Source organism: Sporomusa sp. (genome assembly GCF_035561255.1).
Lineage (GTDB): Bacteria > Bacillota > Negativicutes > Sporomusales > Sporomusaceae > Sporomusa.
The window spans coordinates 1-3,057 of sequence record NZ_DATMXX010000284.1 but is presented as its reverse complement, the minus strand read 5'-3'; the positions used below and the strand labels follow the sequence as shown (position 1 = coordinate 3,057).

2 protein-coding genes are annotated in these 3,057 nt (G+C 46.7%); one reads left to right on the top strand and one right to left on the bottom strand.

Going from position 1 to position 3,057, the window contains the following annotated elements; all coding sequences use genetic code 11:
* Positions 1 to 505 precede the first annotated feature (505 nt).
* Positions 506 to 1,813: an MFS transporter gene (locus VN379_RS15545; RefSeq protein WP_325535453.1), complete on the top strand. Its 1,308-nt coding sequence runs from the start codon at positions 506 to 508 to the stop codon at positions 1,811 to 1,813.
* A gap of 97 nt (positions 1,814 to 1,910) precedes the next feature.
* Here the strand turns inward: VN379_RS15545 and VN379_RS15540 are convergent, their stop codons facing one another.
* A complete protein-coding gene (locus VN379_RS15540) occupies positions 1,911 to 2,627 on the bottom strand; it encodes a peptidase C39 family protein (RefSeq protein WP_325535451.1) in 717 nt (238 codons plus the stop codon).
* Positions 2,628 to 3,057: the final 430 nt, after the last annotated feature.

Sequence of the window (3,057 nt, the reverse complement as noted above, 5' to 3'; positions counted from 1 at the left end):
GACGCAAAAGACGGGGGGACGGTGGTTGTGTCTTGTTAATTGAGTTAATTATTGACACTCCACTGTGGCGTAAAGCGACCAGGGTTACATCTGTTATGAAAATATATCGCACAAAAATTACTTGACGAATAGTATCTGGGTGACTATACTTTAGGTATTGCAAGTTTACAACATTACAATATTAATAACCATTAAAAGTGATGAAGGAGACAAGCTTGCCGCAGAGTTTCAGAGAACTGACGGATGGTGCGAGTCAGTAACAAACCGGTATAGCCTAATCACTCCTGAACTGCAAAGCCCAACGGCTGATTTTTTTTCGCCAAGTAAGCTTCGCCGGACTCGACTCAAACGAGTGCAACCGTTATTTGCTTAGGGTTGTTTGACCTGACGAGAAAACCGTTATTTATCAACGGTTAACAAGGGTGGTACCGCGGGATTAACCTCTTGCCCCTTAGATCTATTCTATTGGGATAAGGGGTTTTTTATTATTTTACAGGAGGTTACTATGAACACAAAATCCACTCAGTTTCGCTGGTTTCTGGCAGTACTTATGTTCCTCATCAGTTTTATATCTTATATGGATCGTGTCAATTTGTCAGTAGCTACCCCGGAGATTATGAAAGAATTTAGTTTTAGCAAAATGGATATCGGCTTGCTGCAAACAGCATTTTTTCTTGGCTACTCGCTTATGCAGATACCTGGCGGGATCATGTCCGAGATCTTCGGGCACCGCGTGGTAATTACCGTCGCCGCAACGTTTTGGTCAATTTTCACTGCGCTGACGGCAACCTGTAACAGCCTGCCCATGTTTGCGGTTGTCCGCACTTTATTCGGCATCGGCGAAGGCCCGCTGGCCCCTTCGTTCAGCCGGTTCATCTATCGTTGGTTCAACTCGAACGAAAAAGCCCGCGGCGCATCCTTTTTGTTAGGTGGTGTATTTTTCGGTCCTGTAGTCGGCCCGGCTGCCACCGTCGCTCTTATGCTGGCCTTCGGGTGGCGTTCTGTCTTTGTGATCTTCGGTGCTGCCGGCATTATTCTAGCCGCAGCCTGGTACTATTTCGCCACCGAGTCGCCCCGGCATAATAAGTTTGTCAATGCTGCCGAAGTTGCCCACATTGAGGGCGATAATCCGGAAGCTACCCAACCCCAAAAAGAACTGGCACCCTGGCGAAGCTTTCTCACCTCTCCCCAGTTCTGGGCAATTGGTATCCAGTTTTTTATAACCGACTACATTATGTATGTGTTTTTAGCCTGGCTGCCGCTGTATCTCATGGAGGCCCAGAACTTTTCCCTGCAAAAGATGGGAATTGCCGCCTCCTTCCCCTGGGCTGCACTCTGTATTGTCACTTTTGCTACCGGCTACCTCAGCGACAAACTAATTATGGCCGGGGTATCGAAGTATAAAGTCCGGACATTATCAGGCGTAATCGGCCTGGCACTGTGCTGTGTCTGCCTCTATCTTGGTGCAATTGCCACCACTCCGACCATGAATGTTTTCTGGCTAACCCTGTCCCTGGGGTCGCTTGGTTTGACATTTAACGCCGGTTGGGCGGCCTGTATTGACCTTGGCGGCAAGTTTTCGGGATCTGTTTCCGGCTGGATGAACTTCTGGGGCAACCTCGGCGGGGTAGCAGCGCCATTGCTTACCGCCTGGATAGCAACCAATTACGGCTGGCAATCAGCAATTACAGTAACTTCAGCATTTGCCATAATCGGTATGATTGCTTGGTTCCTGGTCAGACCTGAGCGTCCACTTGTCCCCAAAATAGCTTCCACCCCTCAGTCCTGCTTGCCCGGAAAGCAAAACCTTTAGTATTTATCACACGTTTTCCTGATCGTATAAAAATGAACACGGCCTCAGACCCGCACGCAGCGGGACTGAGGCTATCTTTGTTAAGCTACCTAACTTACTAATTCTTCTTGGGGACAACAACCATATATACATTATTTACTATATGCCCTGGTTTAAGGTACTTAGCATCAAACCACATGTCCTGAAACCGCAAGGCGTTAAAGGAAGATATTCCATCCGGATTATTGACAGTGGTCCAATGAACGGCCGGATCGGCGAAAAAGATGGAGTCAACGCCTTGCTCAGGTGATTCGGAGGCTGCATAGTAACCTGTAACAACTACCCAATGACCGCCCCAGTCAATCCATTCAACAAGGGTAGGTATCCCTTGCTCAAGGTTCTCCCGGAGCATTTCCATTGTTCCATTATAACCGAGTATCACCTCAAATCCGTTTTGCTTTAACCAATTTTCCATCTTGTAGGGGGGTGTACCCGGATGTTCGGACTCCATATCGCCGGTCCCCATCTCCTGGGCGATGCGCATTTCAGTATCATGGTTCATTGAATCGTCATCTAGTATATTGTACCAATGCAAAAGTGACATAACGGCAGCCGGGCCACAGGTATAATCAGTTGTCTGCTGATACCCTTTGACCCCAAGCGATAGGTAGTAAGGGCTGGGGTCCATTTCGTAATAATTGGCGGCGCCGGTTGAGTTTGGCGGTGGCAGGGCAGGTTCTTCCCCTGCTAACCTTGCCGTGCTAACACAGGCAAGGAAAGCTAAGCAGATCAACGTTGTCTTCCAACAGGCAACATTCACCAGTTTGATAAACATGCAACCCCTCCTTAATTATATGTATGCTTTTACATATAATTTGTAGCACCAGGAGGAGCAACTCCTGCCACAATCACGTGAAACCTTCTGTTACATCCGCCACACTACCGGGGCCTTGATCGATCTGAAATCTTGGGAATAAAAAAAAATTCCCGGCAATTAAGCCGGGGAATAACTGTGGTTGTAGACAAGTCCTGTTTAAATTATATCGTATTGCTTAGTAATGTAAATCGTTTTGTAAATATTGTTACTTCTGTTAATAAAGCTTGAGAGTCGCGGGACGGTTCTCCGACTCATTTATTTCGTTGCACAACATTTCTATCTATCCCTAATAAACTTGCAATTTGACGTATTAATAACTTGAAGCATTTTTAAGTTAGTGGTAAGGTGTCGACGAAGATTGATATTTGCCCTGGTTTTAATTCTACAA